This is a genomic window from Microbacterium sp. GW821-FHT01D02, assembly GCF_059422585.1.
The window spans coordinates 1-5,234 of the sequence record NZ_JBWKXB010000006.1; the positions used below are offsets into that span (position 1 = coordinate 1).

2 rRNA genes are annotated in these 5,234 nt (G+C 54.4%); both read right to left on the bottom strand.

The annotated features are described in order from the left end of the window. Window positions 1–113: 113 nt before the first annotated feature. Window positions 114–3,218: ribosomal RNA gene (locus AC07VM_RS18900) — 23S ribosomal RNA — on the bottom strand. Between the two features lie 412 nt (window positions 3,219–3,630). Further along, window positions 3,631–5,154 (bottom strand): 16S ribosomal RNA (locus AC07VM_RS18905). The 16S and 23S rRNA genes sit together here, the layout of an rRNA operon. Window positions 5,155–5,234 lie beyond the last annotated feature (80 nt).

Consider the following 5,234-nt stretch of genomic DNA (forward strand, 5'->3'; position numbering starts at 1 on the left):
CCGAAACACTATTGATGTTTCAATCAAACACATAACAAAGTCATTGTTGTTATGCGGTTCTCGACCGTACATCGAGAACCACTCAGTGGACGCGTAGCACCAACAAACGGTGTGTTATCAAGTCATCGGCTTATTAGTACCAGTCAGCTGCATGCATTACTGCACTTCCACATCTGGCCTATCAACCCAGTAGTCTGGCTGGGAGCCTCTCACCCGAAGGTATGGAAATCTCATCTTGAGGCCGGCTTCCCGCTTAGATGCTTTCAGCGGTTATCCATCCCGAACGTAGCTAATCAGCGGTGCTCCTGGCGGAACAACTGACACACCAGAGGTTCGTCCAACCCGGTCCTCTCGTACTAGGGTCAGATCCTCTCAAATTTCCTACGCGCGCAGCGGATAGGGACCGAACTGTCTCACGACGTTCTAAACCCAGCTCGCGTACCGCTTTAATGGGCGAACAGCCCAACCCTTGGGACCTACTCCAGCCCCAGGATGCGACGAGCCGACATCGAGGTGCCAAACCATGCCGTCGATATGGACTCTTGGGCAAGATCAGCCTGTTATCCCCGAGGTACCTTTTATCCGTTGAGCGACAGCGCTTCCACAAGCCACTGCCGGATCACTAGTCCCGACTTTCGTCCCTGCTCGACCTGTCAGTCTCACAGTCAAGCTCCCTTGTGCACTTACACTCGACACCTGATTGCCAACCAGGTTGAGGGAACCTTTGGGCGCCTCCGTTACTTTTTGGGAGGCAACCGCCCCAGTTAAACTACCCACCAGGCACTGTCCCTGAACCGGATTACGGTTCGAAGTTAGATATCCAGAGTGACCAGAGTGGTATTTCAACAATGACTCCACACGAACTAGCGTCCATGCTTCAAAGTCTCCCACCTATCCTACACAAGCCACACCGAACACCAATACCAAGCTGTAGTAAAGGTCACGGGGTCTTTCCGTCCTGCTGCGCGTAACGAGCATCTTTACTCGTAATGCAATTTCGCCGAGTTCGCGGTTGAGACAGTTGGGAAGTCGTTACGCCATTCGTGCAGGTCGGAACTTACCCGACAAGGAATTTCGCTACCTTAGGATGGTTATAGTTACCACCGCCGTTTACTGGGGCTTAAATTCTCAGCTTCGCCTTGCGGCTAACCGGTCCTCTTAACCTTCCAGCACCGGGCAGGCGTCAGTCCGTATACATCGTCTTGCGACTTGGCACGGACCTGTGTTTTTAGTAAACAGTCGCTACCCACTAGTCTCTGCGGCCTCCAAACGCTTTCGGGAGTAAATCCCTATACGCCGAAGGCCCCCCTTCTCCCGAAGTTACGGGGGCATTTTGCCGAGTTCCTTAACCACGATTCTCTCGATCTCCTTGGTATTCTCTACCTGACCACCTGAGTCGGTTTGGGGTACGGGCGGCTAGAACCTCGCGTCGATGCTTTTCTTGGCAGCATAGGATCACCCACTTTTTATCCGCATCGTGTCTCAGCCTTAATGAATCGCGGATTTGCCTACGACTCGGCCTACGCACTTGCACCAGGACAACCATCGCCTGGCTTGGGCTACCTTCCTGCGTCACACCTGTTAATACGCTAACCGCACCAGAATGGGGTCGTGCGCTAGGCCCAGAGCGTCACCCCGAAGGGATCAGTCACTGGGATTCAGACACTTAGCACTACTGGATTAGCTTGGGCGGTTCTTCGCCGGTACGGGAATATCAACCCGTTGTCCATCGACTACGCCTGTCGGCCTCGCCTTAGGTCCCGACTTACCCAGGGAAGATTAGCTTGACCCTGGAACCCTTGGTCTTTCGGAGGACGTGTTTCTCACACGTCATTCGCTACTCATGCCTGCATTCTCACTCGTGTAGCCTCCACGGCTGGTTTACACCGCCGCTTCGCTGGCCACACGACGCTCTCCTACCCATCAACACGGCTGGACCACGAAGGCCTACCAATAATGTCAATGCCACAACTTCGGTGGCGTGCTTGAGCCCCGTTACATTGTCGGCGCGGAATCACTTGACCAGTGAGCTATTACGCACTCTTTCAAGGGTGGCTGCTTCTAAGCCAACCTCCTGGTTGTCAAGGCAACTCCACATCCTTTCCCACTTAGCACGCGCTTTGGGACCTTAGTTGGTGGTCTGGGTTGTTTCCCTCTCGACTATGAAGCTTATCCCCCACAGTCTCACTGCTGCGCTCTCACTTACCGGCATTCGGAGTTTGGCTGACGTCAGTAACCTTGTAGGGCCCATCGGCCATCCAGTAGCTCTACCTCCGGCAAGAAACACGCAACGCTGCACCTAAATGCATTTCGGAGAGAACCAGCTATCACGAAGTTTGATTGGCCTTTCACCCCTATCCACAGCTCATCCCCTCAGTTTTCAACCTAAGTGGGTTCGGTCCTCCACGACGTCTTACCGTCGCTTCAACCTGGCCATGGATAGATCACTTCGCTTCGGGTCTAGGACATGCGACTGAATCGCCCTATTCAGACTCGCTTTCGCTACGGCTACCCCACACGGGTTAACCTCGCCACATATCGCTAACTCGCAGGCTCATTCTTCAAAAGGCACGCTGTCACCCCTACTAAGGAGGCTCCAACGGTTTGTAAGCAAACGGTTTCAGGTACTATTTCACTCCCCTCCCGGGGTACTTTTCACCTTTCCCTCACGGTACTTGTCCGCTATCGGTCATCTGGGAGTATTTAGGCTTATCAGGTGGTCCTGACAGATTCACACGGGATTTCACGGGCCCCGTGCTACTTGGGATACTCTTCGCGCCAAGAGAGGCATTTCGACTACGGGGTTGGCACCCTCTATGACCGGCCTTTCAAGACCGTTCGTCTATACCTTCTTGTAACGCCGCCACCTCGGCAGAGATGACTGAAAAGTCCCACAACCCCCAACGTGCAACGCCTGCCGGCTATCACACACGCTAGGTTTAGCCTGTTCCGGTTTCGCTCGCCACTACTAACGGAATCGCGGTTGCTTTCTCTTCCTGTGGGTACTGAGATGTTTCACTTCCCCACGTTCCCTCTACCCGCCCTATATATTCAGGCGGGAGTCACTAGGTCGGCACGCCGCCCAGCGGGGTTTCCCCATTCGGACACCCTCGGATCAAAACTTGCTTATCAGTTCCCCGAGGCTTATCGCAGATTGCTACGTCCTTCTTCGGCTCCAGATGCCAAGGCATCCACCGTTTGCTCTTAAAGACTTGAAATCACATGAGTTTGAATCAAAAACTCGACCCCATCCGAAGATGGAATCTGAAATTGACTAATGATCTTTAAGATCATCTTGTGCAACAACCCGAAGGCTGTTGCAAGATGCTCGCGTCCACTGTGTAGTTCTCAAAGTACGGGCGGTACCCCCATCCACAACCCCACACGGGGGAAACAGAAAGAGGTCCAGAGGTTCAGACCAGATCCCAAAGGATCCGCATCCGGTCCCTCAGGACCCAACAGCGTGCAGGTGCGACCTCCGTCACCCTCCCCGTTCCAACCACCGAAGTGGCGTACTGGAGAAGAACAACTTCCTTCGCACCATGTCAAATGTTCCACCCATGAGCTCCCAGCGAAGAACGTATGCCTTCGATCTGGGTTCTGGACTCCGAAGAGTCAGATGCTCCTTAGAAAGGAGGTGATCCAGCCGCACCTTCCGGTACGGCTACCTTGTTACGACTTAGTCCTAATTACCGATCCCACCTTCGACGGCTCCCTCCACAAGGGTTAGGCCACCGGCTTCAGGTGTTACCGACTTTCATGACTTGACGGGCGGTGTGTACAAGACCCGGGAACGTATTCACCGCAGCGTTGCTGATCTGCGATTACTAGCGACTCCGACTTCATGAGGTCGAGTTGCAGACCTCAATCCGAACTGGGACCGGCTTTTTGGGATTCGCTCCACCTCGCGGTATTGCAGCCCTTTGTACCGGCCATTGTAGCATGCGTGAAGCCCAAGACATAAGGGGCATGATGATTTGACGTCATCCCCACCTTCCTCCGAGTTGACCCCGGCAGTATCCCATGAGTTCCCACCATTACGTGCTGGCAACATAGAACGAGGGTTGCGCTCGTTGCGGGACTTAACCCAACATCTCACGACACGAGCTGACGACAACCATGCACCACCTGTTTACGAGTGTCCAAAGAGTTGACCATTTCTGGCCCGTTCTCGTATATGTCAAGCCTTGGTAAGGTTCTTCGCGTTGCATCGAATTAATCCGCATGCTCCGCCGCTTGTGCGGGTCCCCGTCAATTCCTTTGAGTTTTAGCCTTGCGGCCGTACTCCCCAGGCGGGGAACTTAATGCGTTAGCTGCGTCACGGAATCCGTGGAATGGACCCCACAACTAGTTCCCAACGTTTACGGGGTGGACTACCAGGGTATCTAAGCCTGTTTGCTCCCCACCCTTTCGCTCCTCAGCGTCAGTTACGGCCCAGAGATCTGCCTTCGCCATCGGTGTTCCTCCTGATATCTGCGCATTCCACCGCTACACCAGGAATTCCAATCTCCCCTACCGCACTCTAGTCTGCCCGTACCCACTGCAGGCCGGAGGTTGAGCCTCCGGATTTCACAGCAGACGCGACAAACCGCCTACGAGCTCTTTACGCCCAATAATTCCGGATAACGCTTGCGCCCTACGTATTACCGCGGCTGCTGGCACGTAGTTAGCCGGCGCTTTTTCTGCAGGTACCGTCACTTTCGCTTCTTCCCTGCTAAAAGAGGTTTACAACCCGAAGGCCGTCGTCCCTCACGCGGCGTTGCTGCATCAGGCTTGCGCCCATTGTGCAATATTCCCCACTGCTGCCTCCCGTAGGAGTCTGGGCCGTGTCTCAGTCCCAGTGTGGCCGGTCACCCTCTCAGGCCGGCTACCCGTCGACGCCTTGGTGAGCCATTACCTCACCAACAAGCTGATAGGCCGCGAGCCCATCCCCAACCGAAATTCTTTCCAGACGCAGACCATGCGGTCACGTCACATATCCAGTATTAGACGCCGTTTCCAGCGCTTATCCCAGAGTCAGGGGCAGGTTGCTCACGTGTTACTCACCCGTTCGCCACTGATCCCACAGAGCAAGCTCCGTGTTCACCGTTCGACTTGCATGTGTTAAGCACGCCGCCAGCGTTCATCCTGAGCCAGGATCAAACTCTCCGTAAAAAAGAAATGCATACGACACCGGGAAAACGGTGACGCAGCGAGTTTGATGCTGACCAAAGAGACAAATTCATTGCTGACTT